Origin of the sequence: uncultured Anaerofustis sp. (assembly GCF_938029165.1) — a bacterium.
In the GTDB taxonomy this organism is placed as follows: Bacteria; Bacillota; Clostridia; order Eubacteriales; family Anaerofustaceae; genus Anaerofustis.
The window spans coordinates 20,411-44,324 of the sequence record NZ_CALHFB010000045.1; the positions used below are offsets into that span (position 1 = coordinate 20,411).

The following is a 23,914-nucleotide window of genomic DNA, read 5'->3' on the forward strand; positions in this document are numbered from 1 at the left end:
AAGCCCAACAAAAGTTATTAAACATCTTTGTTAGGCTTAACTAATTTATTAATTATATTATATCAAAAATATTAATATTTGTCTATTCTTAATAAAATAGAAAAATAAATTTACTTAATAAAAAAAGAGGATATATAAATCCTCTTTTTATCTCTGACCTTTTTTTCTGTTTTTCTTCTTTTCTTTTCTGGCTTTTCGCCTAGCTTTTTTCTCTTCCTGTTCTCTCAATATCTCTTCTTCGCTTTTTACTATAGCCTCTACTTCTTTAACGTCATCGACTACATTAACCATTAAATCTTCATCAATGGCTTTGGGCTTTTTGCGTTCCGGCATACGAACCCTATCAGGATTTTTGAGTTTTTGTTTCTCTTTAATCATATACCAAACGGGAACGGCTACACATATGGAAGAAAATACTCCCGATACAAAACCAATCATCATTGGGAATACAAATTCTTTGATAGATGTAGTACCGAATATCAATAACGGAGTTACAGCTAAAAGAGTGGTGAGTGTCGTATTGATAGAACGAGTCATTGTCTGGTTGATACTTACATTTACGAGATTATAATAATCGCCTCTTTTAACCTTTGGACTGTTTTCCCTTACCCTGTCAAAGGTAATTATAGTATCGTTTATTGAATAACCGAGTATAGTAAGCATAGCTGCAATAAATGATGAATTTACTTGTATTTGGAATATTGAAAATACTCCGAGAACCATACACATATCAAATATTAGAGAGAATATGGCACACAGTCCCTGCATAAATTCAAATCTGAATGTTATATAAATGAGCATACATATTACCGCTATAATACATGCCTTCACTGCCATGGATCTAAGTTCATCTCCAACGGTTCCGGACACATTATCTATTGAAAGCAAATCTTTTTCTTGTAAATCATATTTGGTTTTAAAATCATTGAATAAAGATTTTCTTTCACTGTCTGTAAAATCTTTGCTTGTACTGATAACAGCCTGAGTTCCGTTATCCCCTGAAGTCGTTACTTCGGCTTTGCTGTCATACTTACCGGAAATAGCTTTTACATCATCAACATCAAATTTCTGATGAAGCTCCATTGTTATGATAGTCCCGCCTTTAAAGTCTATACCGAAATCTAAACCTCTGAACAGTACAGAACCGAGAGATACAACGATAAGCACCAATGCTATGACAAGGTATTTTTTTGCGTGTTTGGCAAAATCAATTTTAATCTTATTATTCATTGTCATTACCTCCCACGTTCTTTATACCAAATAATTTTAAGTCACTGAATTTATCCGAAGAAGTAACTAAAATCATTAATTTCTTTGTAACAAATACTGCGGTGAACATACTTACAACGACCCCTACCATAAGAGTAAGCGCAAATCCTTTTATAGTCCCCGCACCAAGGAAGAATAATACCAGACCTGCAATAATGGTCGTAATATTAGCATCGATAATAGATGTCAAGGCTCTGGAGAAACCTGCCTCTATTGAACCCATTATTGTCTTACCGCTTCTAAGCTCTTCTTTCATTCTTTCAAATATGATTACATTACTGTCAACAGCCATACCTATGGACAGAATGATACCTGCAATACCGGGAAGGGTCAGTGTAACCCCAAGACCGGACATTAAGAATAAATAAATCACTATATAAATAGCAAGCGAAATATCGGCAACGACTCCCGGAAGAAGATAAAATACTATCATGAATAAGAATACCAAACCTACACCTATAACACCGGCTTTCAAACTCTTATTTAAAGAATCCGCACCGAGAGTTGGTCCGATAGTCCTTATTTCAATCGCTTCAAGTTCTACAGGAAGAGAACCTGCTTTAATCAAAGTCGCAAGCTTCGTGGCTTCTTCTCCGTCTTTCATTCCCGTAATTACACATTTGCCGTCCGTTATCGCACTTTGAACCGTAGGTGTGGAAATCTTCTCTCCGTCAAGTTCAATAGAAATAACTTTGCCTATATTGTTACTTGTTGCGTCGGCAAATGCTTTTGCCCCTTTATCATCAAATGTAAGTGATACTACAGGTTCTTCAACATAGTTATTAGTCTTTTGAATTTCATACTTTGCACTCTTTACACTCGAACCGTCAAGGATTACTTTCCCGTCGGGTCCCACAAATTGCAACTTCGCGGTCTTACCGATCATAGATAAGGCTTCTTCCTGATCTTCAACATCCGGTATAGATACTCTGATTTTATCATTACCTTGTTTTGATATCGTCGGTTCTTTTACACCAAGAGAGTCGATACGAGTTCTTATTGTTTCGACTGCTTTATCTAAAGTATCGTCATTTATTTTATTTCCGTCGCTTTCTTTAGCCTGCAGTACCACATTAACTCCGCCGGTCAAATCAAGTCCGTAATTAATGGTATCTTTTATAGGATCAATATCATAAATACCTATAACCTTACTTACAGGAAGACCGAACATGAAAACATAGTAACAAAAAGCTACGGCGACTAAGATAAATAACATCTTCAGCCCATTTTTCTTTTTCATATATCCTCTACTCCTAAATTTTGTTAATTATAATATTTTAATTTTACTGCGTTTTTATTTTCTAGTCAACAAGTTCTTTTTCTTTGCATTTAATATATATAGCACATTCCATTCTTTTTCTTAGGATATCACATCCTGTTTCATAAATACCATTGATATCCTTGTTAAAATTATAGCTGTTTGCATGACATCCGCCTCCGCAGAAATACTTACAGAAGCAGTCCTCACATTCTTTTTTATCCAAAACACTGTTTGAACTGTAGAATTTATTTCTAAGTTCATCATTGGTTATTCCATCATTTAAATTACCCATTACAAAATCTTTATTTCCAACAAATTGATGACATGGATAAATATCTCCGAATGGAGTTACCGCAATATATTCACATCCCGCACCGCAGCCGGATACTCTCTTATATTCGCATTTACCGCCGTCTAAATCTACATTAAAGTGGAAGAACCTAAATTCTTTATCCGTTCCCAGCCTGTCCAAATAAATGTCAGTAAGTTTATCATAACTATCCATTATTTCAGGCAAATCTTCTTTCGTTATTGCATATTCTTCACTCTCATCTGCAACGACACTTTCAACGGATAACTGTTTTAAACCTATATCAGAAAAATGTTTAACATCTTTATAAAAGTCCAAGTTATGTTTGGTATACGTACCTCTTATGTAATAATCAAGTCCAAGTTTATCTCTGGATTCAGCCACTTTTTTAATATTTTCTATTATCAAATCATAACTGCCCTTACCGTTTGCAGTAGGTCTCGTATAATCGTTTATTTCCTTTCTTCCGTCCAAGGATAATACTACATTATACATTTCCTTATTAAGGTAATCAATGATATCATCATTTAAAAGAACACAATTAGTTGTTAACGTAAATCTAAATATCTTACCATGTTTTTTAGCTTCTTCTTTAGCATATTCAACAGTCTGCTTTACCACATCGAAATTAAGCAGAGGCTCTCCCCCAAAGAAATCTACTTCGAGGTGAACTTTATTTCCTGAATTACTTATAATAAAGTCTATAGCCTTTTTTGCTGTTTCGATATTCATAACTTCTTTTTTCATATTGAAGTTCCCGCCCGATGCAAAACAGTAGCGGCAGGCTAGGTTACAGTCATGTGAAACATGAAGACACATTGCTTTGACTATACCCTTCTCATAAAGTTTTCTGTTTACCTTTTTCTCAGGAGTATAAAGTCTTTTTTCTGCTTCAAGTTCTTTTATTTCAGCTATAACTTCTTTGATTTCTTCTTCGTCATATTTACTTTTAAGAATATTTACTATATTATATTCATTTTCTTTTTTATAATAGTCAAGAACATCATAAGTCATTTCATCTACGTCATAAACAAGCGAAGAATTTATATCCAGTACTATGTATTTATCTTTAAATTTATATTTATATATTCCCATAACTTCCTCTTAACTTAAAAAAAGGCAACCAAAAGGTTGCTTTTTTTATTCTATTATTTTTTATTATTTATTTTCGCAAGGTTGGTTACCAACAGTACAAGAAGTTTTGCATGCTGATTGACAAGATGTAGCACATTCGCCGCAACCTTTATTTTTTCTATCTTCTCTTACTTCGTTCACTTTTTTAATATGTTTCATTTTCATCCTCCGAAAAATAATTTCTTCCCTAGATTATAGCATAAAGAATAATCATTTACAATAGAGTTTAGTCGTTATTCTTCATCTGAACATATTCATCCAAAGCTTTATTTATTACCCCTTCGGCAAGAACCGAACAATGTACTTTGGGAGCGGGAAGACCACCGAGAGAATCCACAACCATTTTATTTGTGATTTTTCTTGCTTCCTCTACAGTCTTGCCTTTTATAAGCTCTGTTGACATACTTGCACTCGCTATTGCCGCTGCACATCCGAAAGTTCGAAACTTAATATCCGTAATAACATCATTATCGTCTATCTTTAGGAAAAACTCCGTTGTATCCCCGCAAGACGGACTGGCTTCTTTTGCTACAACAGTAGCATCTTCTATAACACCAACATTTCTTGGATTTTGAAAATGGTCTAATACAATATCATTATACATAATTAATTCCTCCTTAATAAAATGGACTTAGCTTTCTAAGTCTTTCAACTGTTCTTTTTAAAACTTCCATAGTATAATCAATTTCTTCTTTTGTATTAAATTTGGATAGAGAAAATCTTACGCTTGCTCCAATTTCAAATTTATTACTGTCTCCGAGAGCATCTATTACATGAGATTCGCTTCCCGAGTCGGCAGTACAGGCAGAACCCGTCGAACAAGCAATGCCTTCTAAATCCAAAGCATATAAAAAGGCTTCACCTTCAATACCTTTAAAAGTAAAATTTATATTATTGCATAATCTATGCTCCCTACTCCCATTTAAAATAGTATCAGGAACATTCTTTAAAATATCATCAATAAAATAATCTCTAAGCTCTTTTATATACTCAGTATCTTGATTCATAGTTTTCTTTGTTATCTCAACTGCTTTTCCAAATCCCGCAATGGAAGGAGCGTTATATGTCCCCGCTCTTAAAGCTCTTTCCTGTCCGCCTCCCTGCATAAATACGTCAAGTATCACTTTTTTATTTATATATAAAAAGCCTACACCTTTCGGTCCGTGAATTTTATGAGCAGACATTGAAAGCAAATCGATATTCATTTTCTCAACATCAATATCCATTTTACCCACAGCCTGAACCGCATCCGTATGAAATAATATACCCTTTTTTCTTGCAACCTCACCTATTTCTTTGATCGGCTCGATAGTACCTATTTCATTATTTGCAGCCATAATACTAATAAGTATCGTATCGTCTCTTATAGCATCCTTTAATTCTCTTATACTTATATTTCCATCACTGTCAACGGGAAGATAAGTAACGTCAAAACCTTCTTTTTCAAGCTGGCTACAAGTATGAAGCACGGCATGATGTTCTATAGCCGAAGTTATTATATGTTTACCTTTATTTTTATTATGATAAGCGGCACCTCTTATCGCCCAGTTATCGCTTTCGGTAGCACCTGAAGTAAATATTATTTCTCTGGGAGAAGCATTTATTAAACCTGCTATTTCCTCTCTTGCCCATTCTATCCCTTTTCTGGCTTCCCTGCCAAAAGAATGAAGAGAAGATGCATTGGCATAAAATTTATCATTATATTCATCCACTATTTCCCTTACTTCATCATAAGGTCTCGTAGTAGCGGCATTGTCTAAATATACTCTCATTACCTATTTATCTCCTTTCCTACTAATGTAGTATGAATATAATAAATAAAAAACATGTATAGTTCAAGTCATTAAACAAAATTTTATTATTTTTATAGATATTAGACGGTGTAAATGATTGCAATATTCTGTAAATTAAATAAAAAAGAGATTATATAAATAATCTCTTTAACCTATCCTCTCCCACATATTTATAACCTTATAGGGAGGCATATTATTATGCGCATTGCCACTGCCGAAAGTGAATGAAATACTATGATTATGTACATCATTTGTCATTATTGCTGTACTGGATGTATTTTTACCATTAGTTGTCATTGCGTGTATTGTTGTACCGGATGTTCCGTTAGGTTTTAAATCCGTATATTTTATACCGTGAGCATGAGTATCACTGGAAGTAGAAATACTTCTACTTATTTGAGGCAGCTGACTTTCTGTTAATGTATGTGTAGGACTTCCTCCAGTACTTCCGAGAGAATACGCAGAGGATGAACCTATTAAAAATCTACCCTCTATCTTTTGCCATGTACCGCCTATAACATTATTTGGATCAATACTTTTTGTACTTTGATAGATACTCCCTATAGGATAAAATATATCAAGCAAAGTTCCTATTTTATTTTCTAAATTATTAATATTATCTAAAAATCCATCTACCTTATCATTCAATACTCTGCCTTGATTAGCAGATAAAGGATAATAAGATGACCTTGATGAAAGAGAGTCAATGCTACCTTTACCATCATCTCCATCGTAACCTATTAAAATCACATCTTCATTTCCTTCTTCTGTTTCATTAATATTATTTATATTTAATTCATCATTTTCCATCTCCAAACCTCCGTTAAAAACATTATATCCATATATAAATAATATTTATTAACAGATATTTATTTAATAAATGAAATAAATATAAAAAAAGAAGGTCAAATGACCTTCTTATAAATTATTTTTCCGTAAATTCTTTAGTTGTTAAGTATTTTTGTAAATCGTCATATCCTCCGATGAATTCTTCACCAAAGAATATTTGAGGAACTGTTCTATGATGAGTCCTGCTTACTAAATCCACAAGCTCTTCGCTTCCGAATTCAACCATTCTTTCTTCATAATCAATTCCTTTTTGTTTTAGTAACTCCTTAGCCATTTTACAATATGGACATGTAGAAGTCGTATAAATTGTTACTTCAGCCATGATAGCCTCCTTTAATAACTATATTCTAATATTTTCTCCATTTCACTGTTAGAAAGTTTAACAGGATTATATCTTTGTTTTGCTTCTTCAAGTATTTTCCAAAAATCATCTTCTTCAATACCAAAATCCGAAAGTCTAGGTATGTTCATCTCTTCATTCCAGCTTTTTAAAGTATCTACGACAGCTCTGAAAAATACTTCATGCCTGTCGGGAGAATAGTTAGCATCCATTAAGAATGCTCCGATCTTTGCGTATTTATACGCAGCAGGATTATTAGGTTCAAAATCTTTTATCTTTTGAAGATTAACAACGGTAGCACCATGAAGTAAACTTGCACAAATCGCTCCGTGAGGAATGTTATCGTAAAATCCACCGATAACCCCAGCAAAACCATGAATAGTGGTAAGTCCCGCATTTGCCATACAGATACCTGACAATAATGAAGCATATGCTACATCATTTCTTGAATCAAGGTCTTCTCCATTATTATATGCACCAAGAAGACTTTCACACATTCTTTTTAAACCTTTTTCGGCAAGCATATCGGTGAATGTATTGGAATTGGTACATATATAAGCTTCCAGAAGCTGGCAAAAAGCATCTATCCCGCTTTGCATTGTTACATTCTTAGGACAGTTTAAAGTGAGCACCGGATCTACCAAAGCTACATTAGGCATAAGATTATCATGTCTTATAGACTTTTTAAATCTAACTTCACCGTCCATCCCTTTAATCACCGCATTTTTCGTAGCTTCACTGCCTGTCCCGCTTGTAGTCGGAACTGCAATAAACGGGATTTTCTTTCCGCTTGGTGTTCTAGTACCAACACCTTCAAGAAAATCTTTGATACTTCCGTCTTCCTTAAGCATACTGCTTAGTGCTTTGCCGGTATCGATTACGCTTCCGCCTCCTATACTTACGATCGCATCCACTCTTTTATTTCTATATTCGCTTGCAAGATTATCTATGACCTCTACACTCGGTTCTTCTTTGATAGAATGTATTTCATAACTGATATTATCACTTTCAAAGTTTTCAATTATTTTATCATACATTCCGGACGCCTTTAATGAAGTCTTCCCGCATAAAAAGAGAATATTATCACCATATTCTAAAATATATTTATTTAAAGTATGTATTTTTCCCTCTCCGAATATAATCTTACTTGGGACTACCAAATTAAAGCCGCTCATAACAAACCTCCTGCTTTTATCCATATTTTAACACATAATTATGATTTTTCAACATAGTATTTTTATACCTACAATGTTTTACCATATTTTTACTGAATAAGATGTAAAAAAATGACACAAATCAACGTTAAAAATAAATAACACTTTTTAGTATATCTTTATTATTCATATTAAAAATATATATTTATGCTCATATAATTAAAAAAACTTTAATTAATTTCTATATTTATGAAAGTAAACGTCAAAAAATTAAATTTGATTTATGAAATTTTCTACTATATTTTATATTTACAAACTCTTTTTATATTTAATAACACGTTTTTATAAAAACACTTATAACTTATTGAAATTATTTCATAAACATTACTATATATTAGATTTTTACAGTTTTGGATATGATTTACTTATATTTATATTGATAAGCTTTATTCTGTGCTGTCTAATTTATCCATTTGTTTTATTTATAAACTTTTTTTTAAAGTTTACTCATGTCTCTCCATTTAGGAAATGTCCGCTAATTCTTTATTTGAAAGCTACTTATCATTCGTAAATTTCCTTAGAAATTTACTCATATTAATTTATAGGCTTCTCTTCATTTAATTTCTGATTATTCAATTACTTAAATTCGCAAATCTTCTCCGAAATTTTGCTCATGTTTCTCCATTAAAACAAAGTCCGATGGACTTTGTTTTAATGATGCGTTTTAAATATCTAAAACGCATATGGTTTTGCTAAAGCAAAACCATATAGAAGTCAAAAAAAGAACAGCATCTCGCTGTTCTTAAATATATATGATATATTATCTTTTTGAGAATTGTGGAGCCTTTCTAGCTTTCTTAAGACCATATTTCTTTCTTTCTTTCATTCTTGAATCTCTAGTTAAGAAACCTGCTTTTTTAACTTCTTTTCTAAAATCAGGATTTTCAGCAACTAAAGCTCTAGAAATACCATGTCTGATTGCTCCGGCTTGACCAGATATTCCACCGCCGTAAACATTAACACTAATGTCAAATTTATCAGCACTATTTGTTAGAACCAATGATTGTCTAGCAATTAATTTTAGTGTATCATTTCCACCAAAGTATTCTTCGATGTCTCTACCATTGATAGTTATTTTACCGTTACCTTGTTTTAAAACTACTCTCGCAACAGAATTTTTTCTTCTGCCCGTAGCCATAACTTGCTCTGCCATCTATTCCCTCCTACTTTATATTAAGTACTTCAGGTTTTTGTGCTGTATGTTCATGTTCACTTCCTGCGTATACTTTCAATTTCTTTATTTGTTGTCTTCCAAGTTTATTCTTTGGAAGCATACCTTTTACTGCTTTTTCGATTACAAATTCAGGTTTATTTGCAATCAAATCTTTGTAAGCAACTTCTTTTCTTCCACCAGGATATCCGGTGTGTCTATAATATTTTTTATCTAATAGTTTATTTCCTGTTAGATGAATTTTTTCTGCATTAATTACAATTACATAATCCCCAGTATCAATATTAGGTGTATAGCATGGTTTATTTTTACCTGTTAATACTTTGGCGATTTCACTACATAATCTACCTAGTGTTTTGCCTTCAGCATCTACTACATACCATTTCTTATCAATTTGTTGGGGTTTAGCAATACCAGTTGACTTTGTTAACATTTCGTTAAACCTCCACAATAACTTATAATATTTTAATTTAATTTTGCTGCTTTTATATTTTATAAAGTACGGGGCTAACGACACTTATAAAATATCTAGCCTATTTATTTTAGATTATTTTTCCTTTTATGTCAACATATTTTTCACATTATAAGCGGTTTTTAGTAAAAAACTTTATTTAAATACAGCCCAACAGCAGGTGCTGTCACATTTGCCATACTTCTTTGTTTTGTTTCAAGGATTTCCTTTATCCTGGTTTCATCAAATCTGCCTCTTCCAATATCAATCAAAGACGCAACGATAATCCTCACCATATTATATAAAAAACCACTTCCCGAAATTTTTATCTTAATCAAATCATTATCTTTAGAAATATCTATATCGTAAATTTCCCTTACAGTACTTTTTACACTGCTCCCGCTTCCCATAAACCCGGCAAAATCATGTATACCAATCAAATCTCTACTCGCTCTTTTGATTTTATCCAAATCAAGCTTATAAAACACGTGGCTCGCTCTTCCATCGTATATCGGGTTCATTATACTTCTGTTATAAATAAGATAAATATATTCTTTACCTTTCGCACTATATCTGGCATGAAAGTCTATTTCTTTTTCTTCCGCTTTAATTACTCTTATATCCTCGGGCAGAAATGAATTTATCCCGTAAGGCAATTTATCCACATTTATATTTGAGTTTGTATAAAAACTTGCAGTCTGACCTAAAGCATGAACTCCGCTGTCGGTCCTCCCGCTTCCATATAGTTTTATTTTTTCTTTTGTGAGCTTCTCTATTGCAGTTTTAACTTCTTCCTCTACACTAATACCATTATTCTGCATTTGCCATCCGACATAGTTCTTACCGTCATATTCTATTGTAAGGAGAATATTTCGCATTATAAAATCCCCTTGGTATGAAGAATATTTGTAGCAACTGTAAATATAAACATTAAAGCTCCATACATATATGCGTAACTATCAGCCTTGGAATATTTTAATTCTTTCATTCTTGTTCTGTTTTCCCCGCCTCTGTAGCATCTGGCTTCCATGGCAAGTGCTAAATCTTCGGCTCTTTGGAACGCGGATAAAAAAAGAGGTATAAGGACAGGAATAAAAGCTTTGGCTCTTGAAATTATATTCCCGCTTTCAAAATCCGCACCCCTAGATTTTTGTGCATTTATTATCCTTGTAGTCTCTTCCATAAGTGTAGGTATAAATCTTAAGGCTATACTCATCATCATTGCAAGTTCATGAGCGTAATTTTTTACTAAAGGGACTTTTTTCATAAGTCTTTCCATACCATCGGTAAGAGATATCGGAGAAGTAACCAGTGTCAATAAAGATGTTCCGGTTACGAGCAATATAAGTCTCACTGCCATTAATATCGCATTTCTAAGTCCATTATCGGTTATTTTTAGAAATCCTATTTTATATAAGACGGTCCCCGGTGTCATAAACATATTTAGACAGACGGTAAAAAGAATGATTATTATCAGACCTTTAAGTCCTTTCAATAGATAACTGACGGGAACTTTTGATAATACTATCGGAATAACGAGAAGCAAAAACATGCCTAAAAAACCTATAAATGATTTAACCACAAATAATAAAATCATGTATAGAAATGTTACAAATATTTTAACTCTGGGATCAAGTCTATGAATGATAGACCCTGTCGGATAATATTGACCTATTGTAATATCATTTAACATATTATATTTCCTTAAATTAGTTTATCTATTTCTTTAACTACATCTTCAAATGTAAATAAATCCGTATTTACATCAAGTCCTTTTTCCTTTAACTTTAACATTAACTCTTTTCCTTCGGGAATACTTAAACCTATTTCTTTAAGTAGTTTAACTTCCTTAAATACTTCTTTAGGCTTATCAAAAAGTTTAAGCTCTCCATTTGAATAAACCATTATTTTACCGGCATATTCGCATACATCTGTCATCGAATGAGAGACTAAAAAAGTTGTAAGTTTATTATCTTTATGAAGTTTATAAATATTATCGAGTATTTCTTTCCTTCCAACCGGATCCAGTCCGCTTGCTGGCTCATCTAAAATCAAAATATCGGGATCCATAGCTATAACGCCTGCTATGGCAACTCTCCTTTTTTGCCCTCCGGAAAGTTCAAATGGAGATTTATCTTTATATGTTTCAAAATCAAGACCGACCATAGCCATCGAATTCTTAACAGTACCGTCAATATCTTCCATGCCAATATTCTTTGGTCCAAAAGCTATATCTTTATAAACGGTTTCTTCAAAAAGCTGATACTCCGGATATTGAAAGACAAGCCCGACTTTGGAACAAATATCTTTCATAAGAACGCCTTTTTCGTTTATATTTAGTTCATCCAAATATATTTCACCGCTCGTAGGTGTTAATAACCTGTTGATATGTTGTATCAATGTGGATTTTCCGCTCCCTGTATGTCCTATGATACCTATCAGTTCTCCGCTTTTTACTTCAAAATTTATGTTATTCAAAGCTTTAAATTCAAATATACTGTTTTCGCCGTAAGTATGGCATAAATCTACTACTTTTACTGACATATTTCCTCCACTAATTCATCAAGTGTGAGAATTTTTTCGTTCTTTATTTTCCCTAATTTCTTTAACTCATAAGCAACCTTAGTTGCATAAGGAGGCTCTAACATTAAATCTTTAAGCATATCCCCCTTTGAAAAGACTTCTCTCGGAGTTCCTTCAAAAGCTTTAACTCCTCTGTCCAAGATAAATACTTTATCCGCAGAAACCACTTCCTCCATATAGTGTGTTATTAAAATTATTGTAGTTCCTTTTTCATTAAGTTTCTTTATTGTATTTATAACTTCTTTTCGCCCCTTTGGGTCTAACATTGCAGTAGGCTCATCAAGGATTATACACTCCGGCTGCATTGCAAGAATTCCGGCTATAGCAATACGCTGCTTTTGACCTCCCGAAAGTTCATGAGGTTTCTTATCTCTAAAATCACTCATTCTTACACTCAAAAGAGCTTCTTCAACTCTATTTCGAATTTCTTTAGGCTCTATACCAAGATTTTCGGGACCGAATGCAACATCCTCTTCAACAATAGTCGCTACCATTTGATTATCGGGATTTTGAAATATCATCCCCGCGGACTGCCTAATATCCCAGATTTTATCCTCATGTTTGGTATTCATACCATTTATTAATATATCGCCTTCATGAGGTATCAATATACCATTGAGAAGCTTAGCTAAAGTAGATTTACCCGAACCGTTACGCCCAATGATACCTACAAATTCACCTTTATTAATAGAAAGAGAAACATCTTTTAAGGCTTCAATATTAGCTTCTCCCTCTGCCCCTTTATATGAATAACTTACATTTTTTATTTCAATCATTTTTTCCATTTTATAACCCTGCTTATAAGTATTATAAAAGTATATATTTAATTTATCCACATTTTATACACATTTATAATTCCTATATTATAGTGCTAAAGGAACAGTGATTTAAACTGTCCCTTTGTACTATTTTTTATTTGATTATTCACTTACTAACTCTAAAATTGCTGTTTCGGCACCGTCACCACGTCTGGCGCCAAGCTTATAAATTCTTGTATATCCACCGTCTCTATTTTCATATTTAGGTGCAATTTCGTTAAATAATTTGTCTACAACACGTTTGTCATAAATGTACGAAAGAGCTTGTCTTCTTGCATGTAAGTCGCCGCGTTTTCCCAGCGTAATCATTTTGTCAACTATTTTTCTTGCTTCTTTTGCACGAAATAGAGTAGTGTTTATTCTTTCATATCTAAGTGTGTCAGTTACTAAACCTCTAAGCATAGCTTTTCTTTTATCGCTAGCTTTACCAAGTTTTCTATATCCTGCCATCATAAACCTCCTTTATTAGTGTGTTTATTATTCATCACCTTGTCTAAAAGATAATCCGATTTCAGCAAGCTTTTTCTTTATTTCATTTAAAGATTTCTTACCGAGATTTCTTACTTTAGACATGTCTTCTTCACTTCTTGAAATTAATTCTTCAACAGTATTAATGCTTGTTCTCTTCAAGCAGTTGCTGGAACGAACAGAAAGTTCTAATTCGTCAATTGACATTTCTAAAACTTTTTCTTTTTCGTTTTCTTCTCTCTCAACCATTAAACTTGCGTTTGGTAAATTAGCATTCATATCAATAAATAATTGAAGATGATCGTTAATTACTTTAGCTGCAAGAGAAACCGCTTCTTCAGGAGAAATTGTTCCGTCAGTCCAAACTTCAATAGTAAGTTTGTCATAGTCTGTTACATTTCCCACTCTAGTATTTTCAACTGCAAAATTAGCTTTCTTTACAGGTGTAAAAATACTGTCTACAGGAAGTGTACCTATAGGCATATCTTCTTTTTTGTTCTTTTCACTTGGAACATATCCTGTTCCGCTATCAATAGTGATAGTCATATCAAGAACAGCATCAGCCATTAGAGATGCGATATGCAAATCAGGATTTACAATTTCAACATCACTGTCACAGATAATATCACCTGCGGTTACTTCTCCTTCACCCTCTGAATGTATGTGTACATCCACGGGTCCGTCAGCATGTAACTTTACAGATAAATCTTTTAAATTCAATATAATTTGTAATACATCTTCCGCAACACCGTCAATGGTAGCAAATTCATGTAATACATTTTCAATCTTAACGTTAGTTACAGCAGCGCCAGGAAGAGATGATAACATAATTCTTCTAAGAGAATTACCGATAGTAGTCCCATATCCTCTTTCAAGGGGTTCTACAACAAATTTTCCATAAGTTCTATCTGCACTAATCTCTGCAATCTCAATATTAGGTTTTTGAAATTCTAACATATAATAAAACCTCCCAATTCCATAAATCTAACCAATAATGTATAAAACATATATTCTTATTTAGAATATAATTCGACAATTAGATGGTCTTCAATAGGAATTTCGATATCTGCTTTTGTAGGAGCGGCAATCATCTTACCTTCCATTTTTTCCATATCGACTTGTGTATATGCTGCTGGAACTTTTGTTTCATTCATTTCTGCGATTTCTTTAAATTTGCTTGATTTTCTAGAATCATCTTTTACTTTAATCACTTGACCTTCTTTTACACTGAAAGATGGAATATTAACTTTTTTACCATCTACTAAAAAGTGGTTATGTCTAACTAATTGTCTAGCTTCTTTTCTAGATGAAGCAAATCCCATTCTGTAAACAACGTTATCTAAACGAGATTCTAATAGTGAAATTAAGTTTTCACCAGCTGCACCAGGTTTTCTTTCTGCTTTATCAAAATATAATCTAAATTGTTTTTCTAAAACACCATAAATTCTTTTTACTTTTTGTTTTTCTCTTAATTGAACACCGTATTCACTCATTTTTGAGCCTTTGCTTCCATGTTGTCCTGGAGCAGTCGGTCTTCTATTAAAAGCACATTTATCTGAGTAACATCTAGATCCTTTTAAGAAAAGTTTTTCATTTTCTCTTCTACAAAGTCTACATGACGCTTCAGTATATCTTGCCATTAATTTTTTACCTCCAATTAAATATTATCTTAATTGTTTATATTAATTTATATTTTTAAATTAAACTCTTCTGCGTTTTGGTGGTCTACAACCATTGTGTGGTATAGGAGTAACGTCTTTTATTGAAATAACGTTAAGTCCGGCAGCCTGAAGTGCTCTGATAGCAGCTTCTCTTCCTGAACCTGGTCCTTTTACGAATACATCAATTGTTTTCAAACCGTGTTCCATAGCTCTTTTAGCAGCTTCTGTTGCAGCTGATTGTGCAGCGTATGGAGTACTTTTTCTTGAACCTTTGAAGCCTAATTCTCCGGCACTTGACCATGCCAAAGCATTACCTGCAACGTCAGTTAAAGTAACTATTGTATTGTTAAAAGTAGAGCGGATATGCGCTTGTCCTTTTTCAATATTCTTCTTAACTTTTTTCTTTCCTCTTCTAACTACTTTCTTTGCAGCCAATTCTAAATCCTCCTTAGTTTGTGAGAATAATATCTATCTATTATTTGCTTTTTCTACTTACAGTTTTCTTAGGGCCTTTTCTTGTTCTGGCATTTGTTTTGCTCTTTTGACCTCTAACTGGCAATCCTCTACGATGTCTTAACCCTCTGTAAGTACCAATTTCCATCAGTCTTTTTATATTAAGTGAAACTTCTCTTCTTAAGTCACCTTCAACGGTAACTTTTTCATCTATTAATGAACGAAGTTTGTTTACTTCTTCTTCGCTTAAATCTTTTACTCTTGTATCCGGATTAATTCCAGCTTCAGCTAAAAGCTTATTTGAAGTAGCTTGACCAATTCCGTAGATATAAGTTAAACCTATTTCTACTCTTTTATCTTTAGGTAAATCCACGCCGGCTATTCTCGCCATCAATTGCACCTCCGTATGATTTTTTTTAGTTTTTAATATTACTATTTATTTACTATTATATATATATAAGATCTTGTCAGATAAATCCAGCCGCGACAAAATACTTTATATCAAATTAATTAACCTTGTTTTTGTTTGTGTTTAGGATTTTCACAAATTACCATTACTTTACCTTTACGTTTAATGACTTTGCATTTTTCGCAAATAGGTTTTACGCTAGGTCTTACTTTCATAATTCTATCCTCCTACTTTAGTAATTTTATCTGCCTTTTTCTCTCCAAATAATTCTTCCTTTTGTCAAATCATAAGGGGAAATTTCTAAAATTACTTTATCTCCCGGTAATATTTTAATGTAGTTCATTCTTAATTTTCCAGATATATGTGCTGTAATTTCATGTCCATTGTCTAACTTTACTTTAAAAGTTGTATTAGGCATTGCTTCAAGAACAATTCCTTCAGCTTCCACATAATCACTCTTACTCACTAAAACACATCCTCCTAAATTTCTTCTTTAATTCTCTCAATCTCTTTTCTTATAAGCGCATTGGGAATTTTCTCATTACATTTTATTTTATCACAAATTAATGTACTTTTAGCATTTATTTTAGTAATATGCTTAATTTTTTTCTTTTTTGGATTTTCTGTTTTTCTTAGCCTACCATCCGCTAATAAAAGTTTATCATCGTCCAAAAAACCAATAACGACCAGAAAAGAACCTTTGTCTCTACCAGCTTTCGATATAACAATATCACCAACATTATAGTCCATAATCAAATCCTCATTATAATAATGTAAGAATTATCGGATCCCCGTCCGTTACGGCTACTGAATGTTCATAATGTGCAGAAAGTTTTCCGTCATCAGTGACTACCGTCCAACCGTTATCAAGAACGTGAACATCGTATGTTCCTTCATTTACCATAGGTTCTATTGCAATTGTCATTCCTTTTTGAAGTCTCGGACCTTTTCTTGCACCAACGTAATTTGGAACAGCGGGATCTTCATGCATTTCCTGTCCTACGCCATGCCCTGTATAGTCTCTTACTAAACTAAAGCCATGACTCTCGGCATAATTTTGAATTTCCCTGGAAATATCACTTATACGATATCCTTCTTTAACACATTTGAGACCTTCAAAGAAACTTTGTCTTGTAACTTCAACAAGTTTCTTAGCTGTTTCACTTACATTTCCTACCATGTAAGTTTTAGCCTGATCTCCTACATATCCGTCATAGAAAGCACCGATATCGACGCTTACTATATCGCCGTCATTTATTATGGTTTTCTTATCCGGTATCCCATGTACAACTTCGTCATTGATTGAAGAACAAATACTTTTAGGAAATCCCATATAACCTTTAAAAGCCGGTGTAGCATTATTGGTCAAGATAACATCTTCAACCAATTTATCTAAATCAAGTGTACTCATTCCGGGTTTGATATATCTCTTTACAGCATCGTGTGCCTTTGCAGTTATACTACCCGCTTTTTTCATTAGGTCAATTTCATGATCAGATTTAAGTACAATCATTATTTACACTCATCAAGAATCTTTGAAATATCTTCAAATACTTCATCAACTGTTCTTGATCCATTCACAGTTTTTAAAATATTTTGTTTCTCGTAATAGTCTACAAGAGGTTGTGTTTTTTCTTCATATTCTTTTAATCTTTTAACTACAGTATCTTCTTTATCGTCATCTCTTTGATATAACTCGCCGCCGCATTTATCACAAATGCCTTCTACTTTCGGCGGATGAAATTTTACGTGATAAGTTTCACCACATTTACACATTCTTCTTCCAGTAATTCTCTTAGTAAGTAGTGAATAATCTGCTTCTATACAAAGGGCTAAGTCTAACTTGTCACCAGCTTTATCAAGAATTTTATCTAAAGATTCAGCCTGTGAAATAGTTCTTGGAAAACCATCTAACATATAGCCATCAGTAATATCCGGCCAAGATAATCTGTCTTCAACCATTTCAACAGTTACGTCATCGGGAACCAGCAGTCCTTGATCCATATATTCTTTAGCCTTTTTACCAAGAGGTGTATTTTCGCTTAGATTTTTTCTGAATATATCTCCTGTAGAGATATGAACCACATTATATTTATCAACTATTCTACTGGCTTGTGTACCCTTACCTGCTCCAGGAGGGCCTAAAAGTACTAATTTCATTTTATATCACCTACTATTTCAAGAAACCTTTATAATTTCTCATAATCATTTGTTGTTCTAATTGATTTACAGTTTCAAGAGCAACACCTACAACGATAAGTAAACTTGTACCACCGAATTGTAAACTAAGATCCATTACATTACCCACGATTATCGGAAGTACCGCTATTACAACAAGGAATATACTTCCCGCAACCATAAGTCTGTTTAATGTTCTTTTTAAATAAACAATTGTAGAATGTCCCGGTCTTATTCCGGGAATAAATCCACCATATTGTTTCAAGTTCTTTGCAACATCATCAGGATTGAATGTAACAATAGTATAAAAATAAGTAAAGAATACTATTAGAATTACATAAAGTATAGTAGACGCTGCGCCACCCCATGCAAGAGCTTTACTTAGCCATGCCGCAAATCCCCAGTTAGGGAAGAATGACGCCAATGTTGCAGGGAACATTGTAATCGTACTCGCAAAGATTATAGGCATAACACCTGATTGGTTTATCTTAAGCGGGATGTGAGTATTTTGTCCGCCGTACATTTTTCTGCCTACAACTCTTTTTGCATACTGAACAGGTATCTTTCTGACACCTTCATTGATTTCAACAACTCCGGCTATAACTAAAATTACAAATACTAGGAATATTACTAAAAGTACTCCTGTAATTGAGCCTGAAGTTACTTGTTCATATAAGTAACCTAGAGCTGATGGAATGTTTGCTATAATACCGGCAAAAATAAGTATTGATATACCGTTACCGATACCATGTTCCGTAATATTTTCACCAAGCCACATCAGGAAGGACGTACCTGCCGTAATGGTAAGTGCCACCACTGCTACGGTAAATGCACTGTCAGTCGTTAATATTTGTTTAAAACTGAATGCAATACCTAACGCTTGTATTAATGCTAAAACAACAGTCAAATATCTAGTGTAAGAAGAAATTTTCTTTCTTCCTTCTTCCCCTTCATGGGAAAGTCTTTCTAACGCCGGAATAGCTATTGTCAATAACTGCAAAATAATAGATGCATTGATATATGGTGTTATCGACATAGCGAATATTGAGAATGTTCTAAAGTTATTACCCGATATTATGTTAAGTAATCCAAACATTGAATTATTATTTACCATAGTATCTACAGCAGCAGTATCTATGAATGGCACGGCTATAAAGCCACCAAGTCTGAATATACATAACATAGCAAGAGTAAATAAAATTCTTTTCCTTAGTTCAGGAATATTCCAAGCATTCTTGATAGTTGTAAGCATTTTATAATACCTCTACCTTCCCGCCTGCTGCTTCAATCTTTTCTTTAGCCGATTTACTTACTTTATTTACTTTAACGGTCAAAGGAACTTTTATTTCTCCTTCGCCTAAAACTTTAACAAATTCATATTTATTTTTAACCATACCTAGTTCTTTTAAAAGATCATTAGTTACTACAGTATCTTTTTCAAGATCGTTTAATCTATCAAGATTTACGATAGCAAATTCTTTTTTGAAAGGATAGTTAGAGAAGCCTCTTTTAGGAACTCTTCTTGTAAGTGGCATTTGACCACCTTCAAAACCCGGTCTAACACCACCGCCTGAACGTGATTTTTGTCCGTCTTGACCTCTACCGGCAGTTTTTCCTCTGCCTGTAGCTGTACCTCTACCTTTTCTAATTGTCTTTCTTGTTGAACCTTCAGCAGGTTTTAGCTCGTGTAATCTCATACTAACACCTCCTATTATATTTCTTCAACGTCTAACATGAAGTCCATTTTTTGACAAATACCTCTGATTTGAGCATTATCTTGTTTTAAAACAGTTTGACCGATTTTTCTAAGTCCCAATGCTTCAATACTTTTTCTTTGTCTTTCGTTTCTACCTATTAAGCTCTTCTTAAGCGTAATCTTTAATTGTTTTTCTTTAGCCAATTCTCTCACGCTCCTTATCCTAAGATTTCTTCTACAGTCTTACCTCTTTTTTTAGCAACCTCTTCAACTGTTACTAATTCAGATAATCCTGCTAATGTGGCTTTTACCATGTTGCTGGCATTGTTTGAACCTAGAGATTTTGTTCTAATATCTTTGATACCGGCAAGTTCGATTACTGCACGGGCAGGACCACCAGCGATAACTCCTGTACCTTTAGCTGCCGGTTTCATAAGTACTCTTCCGGCACCAAATCTTCCGATTGTTTCATGAGGGATTGTTGTACCAACCAAAGAAACTTCTACCATGTTCTTTTTAGCATCTTCAATACCTTTTCTGATAGCTTCAGGAATTTCTATAGCTTTACCGAGGCCTACACCAACGTGGCCGTTTTCATCGCCTACTACTACAAGAGTACTAAAACGGAAATTTCTACCACCTTTAACAACTTTTGTTACTCTGTTAATCGCAACAACTTTTTCTTTTATATCTAATTCTTCAGGATTAAAATTTCTATTCATTATTTCCTTTAGCCTCCTTAAAATTCAAGTCCAGCTTCTCTTGCACCGTCAGCTAGAGCTTTAACTCTACCTTCATATACATAGCCGCCTCTATCGAAAACGCATGCGCTAATATCTTTAGCTTTAGCATTTTTTGCGATTTCTTTGCCAACTAATGTTGCAGCTTCAAGTTTTTTAGCCTTAGCGCATTCATCTTTGATCGTAGCGTCTAAGCTTGAAGCAGCCGCAAGAGTTACTCCGTTTACATCATCAATAAGCTGAGCATAAATTTGCTTATTGCTTCTAAAAACATTTAGTCTTGGTCTTTCAGGAGTGCCGCTAATCTTATTTCTTACTCTAAGATGTCTTTTCTTTCTGATTTCATTTTTGTTAACTTTTGATATCATCTATACACCCCTCCTATTTACCTGATTTACCTTCTTTAATTCTTACAAATTCATCAGCGTATCTAACGCCTTTGCCCTTGTAAGGTTCAGGGCTTCTTTTTTCCCTGATGTTAGCAGCATGAGCGCCAACTAATTGTTTATCAATACCTTTAACTAAAATTGTTGTCTGTCCGTCAACAACTGTTTCGATACCCTCAGGATCTTCCATTTCTACAGGATGAGAATATCCAAGGCTAAGTACTAAAGTTTTACCTTGTTTTTGTGCTCTGTAACCAACACCGACAATTTCAAGTTTCTTTTCAAAACCATCAGTAACACCTGTTACCATGTTTTGAATTAAAGCTCTTGATAAACCATGAAGTGAACGATATTTTTTATCGTCATTAGGTCTTTTTACTTCTAAAACATTATCGTTGATTTCAATGATAATATCTTTATCTATTTCTTGTGTTAATTCACCTTTTGGTCCTTTTACTGTAACTACGTTATCGTTAATTTTTACATCAACTCCAGCTGGTAAATTAACAGGTGCGTTTCCTACTCTAGACATAATCTATTTCTTCCTCCTATTTTCTATTACCATACGTAGCATAAAACTTCGCCGCCAACGTTATCTTTTCTGGCTTTTTTATCAGTCATAACGCCTTTTGAAGTTGATATAATTGCTACTCCTAAACCATTTAGAACTTTAGGCAATTCTTCGTTTGAAGCATAAATTCTAAGTCCCGGTTTAGAAATTCTTTTAAGGCCTGCAATTACTTTTTCGCCGTCTTTACCGTACTTCAAAGTAACTTTAATCATGCCTTGTTTATTATCTTCTATAAAATCTACTTTCTTTATATAACCTTCTTCTAATAAAATGTTGGCGATAGCTTTTTTAATATTAGAAGCAGGGATCATCACATCTTTGTGTCCTGCGTTATTTGCATTTCTAACTCTAGTTAGCATATCCGCAATTGGATCTGTCATAGACATATTAGAAAACCTCCTTAATTACTTTTCTTATATTATTTCTACCAACTTGCTTTCTTTACGCCAGGGATTTCACCTTTGTAAGCAAGTTCTCTAAAACATATTCTACAAATACCATATTTTCTTAGGTAAGCATGAGGTCTTCCGCATATTTTACATCTTGTATATGCTCTTGTTGAATACTTTGGTGTTCTTTTTTGCTTTTCTACCATTGCTTTTTTAGCCATAAAACTTATCCTCCTATGCTTCTTTGAAAGGCATACCCATTAATTTAAGTAATTCATAGCCTTCTTCATCTGTATTTGCTGAAGAAACGAATGCGATATCCATTCCTCTTAATTTTTCAATCTTATCATAATCAATTTCAGGGAAGATAAGTTGTTCTTTAAGACCTAAAGAATAGTTGCCTCTTCCATCGAAACTCTTAGGATTAACTCCTCTGAAGTCTCTGATTCTTGGGATTGCAACATTTAGAAGTCTGTCAGCAAATTCATACATTCTTTCACCTCTAAGTGTTACTTTAGCACCAATCGTCATACCTTCTCTTAATTTGAAGTTAGAAACTGATTTTTTAGCTTTTACCATAATAGGTCTTTGACCTGTTATCAAAGCAAGTTCGTTTGCTGCTGCTTCCATTTGTTTTGAGTTATCTTTACAATCCCCAAATCTCATGTTAACAACTATTTTATCAAGTTTTGGTACTTGCATTACATTCTTATATCCGAACTTTTCAGTAAGTGCATTTATAACTTCAGCTTTGTATTTTTCTTTTAATCTACTCATTAATTACTGCCCCCTACTATTTAAAAGTTGCATTACATTTTTTGCAGTATCTTTCTTTTTTGCCGTCATTAACTTTTACGCCAGCTCTAACACCTTTTTTACATGTGTCACAGTATAATAAAACGTTTGAAGCATCTATCGGACATGCTTCTTCGACAATACCTGCTTGTTGCATTTGATTTGTTGCTTTTAAATGTTTTTTTCTAACATTTACATTTTCAACAATTACTCTGTTTTCTTTTGGAAAGCCTTTTATAACTTTGCCAATACTTCCTTTATCTTTACCAGAAATAACAATTACTTTATCATCTTTCTTTACATGCATTATAAAAGCCTCCTTATAACACTTCCGGAGCTAGTGAAACGATTTTCATGAACTTCTTTTCTCTAAGTTCTCTAGCAACCGGACCGAAGATACGAGTTCCTCTTGGTTGGTTATCTTCTTTTAATATAACAGCAGCGTTTTGATCGAATTTGATATAAGTTCCATCAGCTCTTCTAACACCGCTTACAGTTCTAACAACAACAGCTTTTACAACGTCACCTTTTTTTACCATTCCGCCCGGAGCAGCACTTTTAACACTTGCTACAATAACGTCTCCGATATTGGCAGTCTTCTTTTTGCTTCCTCCAAGTACTCTGATACATAATAGTTCTTTTGCACCGCTGTTATCAGCTACTTTTAGTCTACTTTCTTGTTGTATCATTCTCTAAACCTCCTTAAAACGCCAAAAGGCTATTTAACCTTTTCTACGATTTCAACTAATCTATGACGTTTAGATTTGCTAAGTGGTCTTGTTTCCATGATTTTAACAATATCACCAACATCACACATGTTTTGTTCATCATGAGCCATGAACTTAGTTGTTTTCTTTACACGCTTTTTATATAATGGATGGTTTACCATTGTTTCGATAGCAACAACGATACTCTTGTCACCTTTATTTGAAACAACTTTACCAATTCTTACTTTTCTGTTTCCTCTTTCCATTT

General features: G+C 33.5%; 37 protein-coding genes. All 37 read right to left on the reverse strand.

Annotated elements, in window-relative coordinates; translation table 11 throughout:
* Positions 1 to 147: 147 nt before the first annotated feature.
* Entirely contained in the window at positions 148 to 1,230 is a 1,083-nt protein-coding gene (gene secF, locus Q0516_RS08060) for a protein translocase subunit SecF (protein ID WP_257480720.1), read from the reverse strand.
* The gene (secD, locus tag Q0516_RS08065; protein ID WP_257480719.1) at positions 1,223 to 2,509 is read right to left on the reverse strand and encodes a protein translocase subunit SecD; all 1,287 of its coding nucleotides are present in this window, start codon (positions 2,507 to 2,509) and stop codon (positions 1,223 to 1,225) included. The genes secF and secD overlap by 8 nt, the downstream gene beginning before the upstream one ends.
* Positions 2,510 to 2,570: 61 nt before the next feature.
* Complete coding sequence (gene scfB / locus Q0516_RS08070; RefSeq protein ID WP_294466820.1) at positions 2,571 to 3,935, reverse strand: thioether cross-link-forming SCIFF peptide maturase; 1,365 nt, start codon at positions 3,933 to 3,935, stop codon at positions 2,571 to 2,573.
* A gap of 63 nt (positions 3,936 to 3,998) precedes the next feature.
* Positions 3,999 to 4,133 (reverse strand): six-cysteine ranthipeptide SCIFF, encoded by a 135-nt coding sequence (gene scfA / locus Q0516_RS08075; RefSeq protein ID WP_083781768.1) that lies wholly within the window; start codon positions 4,131 to 4,133, stop codon positions 3,999 to 4,001.
* A 67-nt stretch (positions 4,134 to 4,200) separates the two neighbouring features.
* Positions 4,201 to 4,578, reverse strand: coding sequence for an iron-sulfur cluster assembly scaffold protein (locus tag Q0516_RS08080; RefSeq protein ID WP_257480717.1), 378 nt, complete (start codon positions 4,576 to 4,578; stop codon positions 4,201 to 4,203).
* Positions 4,579 to 4,591: 13 nt separating this feature from the next.
* The gene (locus Q0516_RS08085) at positions 4,592 to 5,746 is read right to left on the reverse strand and encodes a cysteine desulfurase family protein (RefSeq protein ID WP_294466822.1); all 1,155 of its coding nucleotides are present in this window, start codon (positions 5,744 to 5,746) and stop codon (positions 4,592 to 4,594) included.
* Positions 5,747 to 5,914: 168 nt separating this feature from the next.
* Positions 5,915 to 6,577: a hypothetical protein gene (locus Q0516_RS08090; RefSeq protein ID WP_294466824.1), complete on the reverse strand. Its 663-nt coding sequence runs from the start codon at positions 6,575 to 6,577 to the stop codon at positions 5,915 to 5,917.
* 115 nt (positions 6,578 to 6,692) lie between these two features.
* Positions 6,693 to 6,938 carry a glutaredoxin domain-containing protein gene (locus Q0516_RS08095; protein ID WP_007050841.1) on the reverse strand — a complete coding sequence of 82 codons (246 nt, stop codon included), beginning with the start codon at positions 6,936 to 6,938 and terminating at the stop codon, positions 6,693 to 6,695.
* 11 nt (positions 6,939 to 6,949) lie between these two features.
* Positions 6,950 to 8,131 (reverse strand): iron-containing alcohol dehydrogenase, encoded by a 1,182-nt coding sequence (locus Q0516_RS08100; protein ID WP_294466827.1) that lies wholly within the window; start codon positions 8,129 to 8,131, stop codon positions 6,950 to 6,952.
* A 799-nt stretch (positions 8,132 to 8,930) separates the two neighbouring features.
* Positions 8,931 to 9,323 (reverse strand): 30S ribosomal protein S9, encoded by a 393-nt coding sequence (gene rpsI / locus Q0516_RS08105; protein WP_294466829.1) that lies wholly within the window; start codon positions 9,321 to 9,323, stop codon positions 8,931 to 8,933.
* A gap of 10 nt (positions 9,324 to 9,333) precedes the next feature.
* Positions 9,334 to 9,774: a 50S ribosomal protein L13 gene (gene rplM, locus Q0516_RS08110; RefSeq protein ID WP_294466830.1), complete on the reverse strand. Its 441-nt coding sequence runs from the start codon at positions 9,772 to 9,774 to the stop codon at positions 9,334 to 9,336.
* Between the two features lie 161 nt (positions 9,775 to 9,935).
* Positions 9,936 to 10,670, reverse strand: a complete 735-nt coding sequence (truA, locus tag Q0516_RS08115) for a tRNA pseudouridine(38-40) synthase TruA (RefSeq protein ID WP_294466833.1) — start codon at positions 10,668 to 10,670, stop codon at positions 9,936 to 9,938.
* Positions 10,670 to 11,485 (reverse strand): energy-coupling factor transporter transmembrane protein EcfT, encoded by an 816-nt coding sequence (locus Q0516_RS08120; protein WP_294466835.1) that lies wholly within the window; start codon positions 11,483 to 11,485, stop codon positions 10,670 to 10,672. The genes truA and Q0516_RS08120 overlap by 1 nt, the downstream gene beginning before the upstream one ends.
* A gap of 11 nt (positions 11,486 to 11,496) precedes the next feature.
* The gene (locus Q0516_RS08125) at positions 11,497 to 12,336 is read right to left on the reverse strand and encodes an energy-coupling factor transporter ATPase (protein WP_294466837.1); all 840 of its coding nucleotides are present in this window, start codon (positions 12,334 to 12,336) and stop codon (positions 11,497 to 11,499) included.
* Positions 12,327 to 13,160, reverse strand: coding sequence for an energy-coupling factor transporter ATPase (locus tag Q0516_RS08130; RefSeq protein ID WP_294466838.1), 834 nt, complete (start codon positions 13,158 to 13,160; stop codon positions 12,327 to 12,329). Before Q0516_RS08130 ends, Q0516_RS08125 begins: the two co-directional genes overlap by 10 nt.
* 135 nt (positions 13,161 to 13,295) lie before the next feature.
* Entirely contained in the window at positions 13,296 to 13,643 is a 348-nt protein-coding gene (gene rplQ / locus Q0516_RS08135) for a 50S ribosomal protein L17 (RefSeq protein WP_039945550.1), read from the reverse strand.
* A gap of 27 nt (positions 13,644 to 13,670) precedes the next feature.
* Positions 13,671 to 14,618 (reverse strand): DNA-directed RNA polymerase subunit alpha, encoded by a 948-nt coding sequence (locus Q0516_RS08140; RefSeq protein ID WP_257480708.1) that lies wholly within the window; start codon positions 14,616 to 14,618, stop codon positions 13,671 to 13,673.
* Between the two features lie 56 nt (positions 14,619 to 14,674).
* On the reverse strand, positions 14,675 to 15,301 hold the full coding sequence (rpsD, locus tag Q0516_RS08145; RefSeq protein WP_007050830.1) for a 30S ribosomal protein S4: 627 nt from the start codon (positions 15,299 to 15,301) through the stop codon (positions 14,675 to 14,677).
* A gap of 60 nt (positions 15,302 to 15,361) precedes the next feature.
* Positions 15,362 to 15,757, reverse strand: a complete 396-nt coding sequence (gene rpsK, locus Q0516_RS08150; RefSeq protein ID WP_007050829.1) for a 30S ribosomal protein S11 — start codon at positions 15,755 to 15,757, stop codon at positions 15,362 to 15,364.
* A gap of 40 nt (positions 15,758 to 15,797) precedes the next feature.
* On the reverse strand, positions 15,798 to 16,166 hold the full coding sequence (gene rpsM, locus Q0516_RS08155) for a 30S ribosomal protein S13 (RefSeq protein ID WP_257480706.1): 369 nt from the start codon (positions 16,164 to 16,166) through the stop codon (positions 15,798 to 15,800).
* Between the two features lie 119 nt (positions 16,167 to 16,285).
* Complete coding sequence (rpmJ, locus tag Q0516_RS08160) at positions 16,286 to 16,399, reverse strand: 50S ribosomal protein L36 (RefSeq protein WP_002509257.1); 114 nt, start codon at positions 16,397 to 16,399, stop codon at positions 16,286 to 16,288.
* Positions 16,400 to 16,425: 26 nt separating this feature from the next.
* Complete coding sequence (gene infA / locus Q0516_RS08165) at positions 16,426 to 16,650, reverse strand: translation initiation factor IF-1 (RefSeq protein ID WP_007050827.1); 225 nt, start codon at positions 16,648 to 16,650, stop codon at positions 16,426 to 16,428.
* 14 nt (positions 16,651 to 16,664) lie between these two features.
* Entirely contained in the window at positions 16,665 to 16,934 is a 270-nt protein-coding gene (locus Q0516_RS08170) for a hypothetical protein (protein ID WP_007050826.1), read from the reverse strand.
* 13 nt (positions 16,935 to 16,947) lie between these two features.
* Positions 16,948 to 17,697: a type I methionyl aminopeptidase gene (gene map / locus Q0516_RS08175; RefSeq protein ID WP_257480705.1), complete on the reverse strand. Its 750-nt coding sequence runs from the start codon at positions 17,695 to 17,697 to the stop codon at positions 16,948 to 16,950.
* On the reverse strand, positions 17,697 to 18,344 hold the full coding sequence (locus tag Q0516_RS08180; RefSeq protein WP_294466853.1) for an adenylate kinase: 648 nt from the start codon (positions 18,342 to 18,344) through the stop codon (positions 17,697 to 17,699). Before Q0516_RS08180 ends, map begins: the two co-directional genes overlap by 1 nt.
* A 13-nt stretch (positions 18,345 to 18,357) precedes the next feature.
* Positions 18,358 to 19,614: a preprotein translocase subunit SecY gene (gene secY, locus Q0516_RS08185; protein ID WP_257480704.1), complete on the reverse strand. Its 1,257-nt coding sequence runs from the start codon at positions 19,612 to 19,614 to the stop codon at positions 18,358 to 18,360.
* A gap of 1 nt (position 19,615) precedes the next feature.
* Positions 19,616 to 20,059, reverse strand: coding sequence for a 50S ribosomal protein L15 (gene rplO, locus Q0516_RS08190; protein WP_007050822.1), 444 nt, complete (start codon positions 20,057 to 20,059; stop codon positions 19,616 to 19,618).
* A 14-nt stretch (positions 20,060 to 20,073) separates the two neighbouring features.
* Positions 20,074 to 20,262 (reverse strand): 50S ribosomal protein L30, encoded by a 189-nt coding sequence (gene rpmD / locus Q0516_RS08195; protein ID WP_039945815.1) that lies wholly within the window; start codon positions 20,260 to 20,262, stop codon positions 20,074 to 20,076.
* Between the two features lie 14 nt (positions 20,263 to 20,276).
* Positions 20,277 to 20,780 carry a 30S ribosomal protein S5 gene (rpsE, locus tag Q0516_RS08200; RefSeq protein WP_007050820.1) on the reverse strand — a complete coding sequence of 168 codons (504 nt, stop codon included), beginning with the start codon at positions 20,778 to 20,780 and terminating at the stop codon, positions 20,277 to 20,279.
* 17 nt (positions 20,781 to 20,797) lie between these two features.
* Complete coding sequence (gene rplR / locus Q0516_RS08205; protein WP_257480702.1) at positions 20,798 to 21,166, reverse strand: 50S ribosomal protein L18; 369 nt, start codon at positions 21,164 to 21,166, stop codon at positions 20,798 to 20,800.
* A gap of 13 nt (positions 21,167 to 21,179) precedes the next feature.
* Positions 21,180 to 21,716 carry a 50S ribosomal protein L6 gene (gene rplF / locus Q0516_RS08210; protein WP_257480701.1) on the reverse strand — a complete coding sequence of 179 codons (537 nt, stop codon included), beginning with the start codon at positions 21,714 to 21,716 and terminating at the stop codon, positions 21,180 to 21,182.
* Between the two features lie 26 nt (positions 21,717 to 21,742).
* Positions 21,743 to 22,141 (reverse strand): 30S ribosomal protein S8, encoded by a 399-nt coding sequence (gene rpsH, locus Q0516_RS08215; protein WP_007050817.1) that lies wholly within the window; start codon positions 22,139 to 22,141, stop codon positions 21,743 to 21,745.
* Between the two features lie 38 nt (positions 22,142 to 22,179).
* Complete coding sequence (locus Q0516_RS08220) at positions 22,180 to 22,365, reverse strand: type Z 30S ribosomal protein S14 (protein WP_007050816.1); 186 nt, start codon at positions 22,363 to 22,365, stop codon at positions 22,180 to 22,182.
* Between the two features lie 13 nt (positions 22,366 to 22,378).
* Entirely contained in the window at positions 22,379 to 22,921 is a 543-nt protein-coding gene (gene rplE / locus Q0516_RS08225; protein WP_007050815.1) for a 50S ribosomal protein L5, read from the reverse strand.
* Positions 22,922 to 22,937: 16 nt separating this feature from the next.
* A complete protein-coding gene (gene rplX, locus Q0516_RS08230; RefSeq protein WP_007050814.1) occupies positions 22,938 to 23,246 on the reverse strand; it encodes a 50S ribosomal protein L24 in 309 nt (102 codons plus the stop codon).
* Positions 23,247 to 23,259: 13 nt separating this feature from the next.
* A complete protein-coding gene (gene rplN / locus Q0516_RS08235; RefSeq protein WP_007050813.1) occupies positions 23,260 to 23,628 on the reverse strand; it encodes a 50S ribosomal protein L14 in 369 nt (122 codons plus the stop codon).
* A 29-nt stretch (positions 23,629 to 23,657) separates the two neighbouring features.
* Positions 23,658 to 23,912 carry a 30S ribosomal protein S17 gene (gene rpsQ, locus Q0516_RS08240; RefSeq protein WP_007050812.1) on the reverse strand — a complete coding sequence of 85 codons (255 nt, stop codon included), beginning with the start codon at positions 23,910 to 23,912 and terminating at the stop codon, positions 23,658 to 23,660.
* Positions 23,913 to 23,914 lie beyond the last annotated feature (2 nt).